We start from the raw sequence: 321 nt of genomic DNA, 5'->3' as shown, positions 1-321 counted from the left end.
GGAGATGGAACTTTTAGACATACAGCGGTAGATGGTACCGAAGTAATCTTCAACGCCAACACTACAAGCATGCAGGACAATGGAGATGGCACCTACGTATTTAACCAACGCCAATGGCGATAGCATTACAGTTGATGTAATTAACGACGTGGTGACCAACATTCAAAACCAAGGCGATATCTACGATGAAATCATAAACATTATCGCTGCCTCAGGAACTGATGTATTTGAAGACTTAGGAGATGGAACTTTTAGACATACAGCGGTAGATGGTACCGAAGTAATCTTCAACGCCAACACTACAAGCATGCAGGACAATGG

1 protein-coding gene is annotated in these 321 nt (G+C 43.0%); it reads left to right on the top strand.

Annotation, left to right across the window (positions count from 1 at the left end; all coding sequences use genetic code 11):
- Window positions 1-85: 85 nt before the first annotated feature.
- Window positions 86-321: hypothetical protein (locus RT250_RS13570; protein ID WP_313115428.1), on the top strand; the 236-nt coding region annotated here is incomplete at its 3' end.

It is taken from the genome of Aequorivita sediminis (assembly GCF_032080575.2).
Classification (GTDB): Bacteria; Bacteroidota; Bacteroidia; order Flavobacteriales; family Flavobacteriaceae; genus Aequorivita; species Aequorivita sediminis.
Note: the sequence above shows the minus strand (reverse complement) of the source record. Positions and strands in the feature narration are given on the sequence as shown.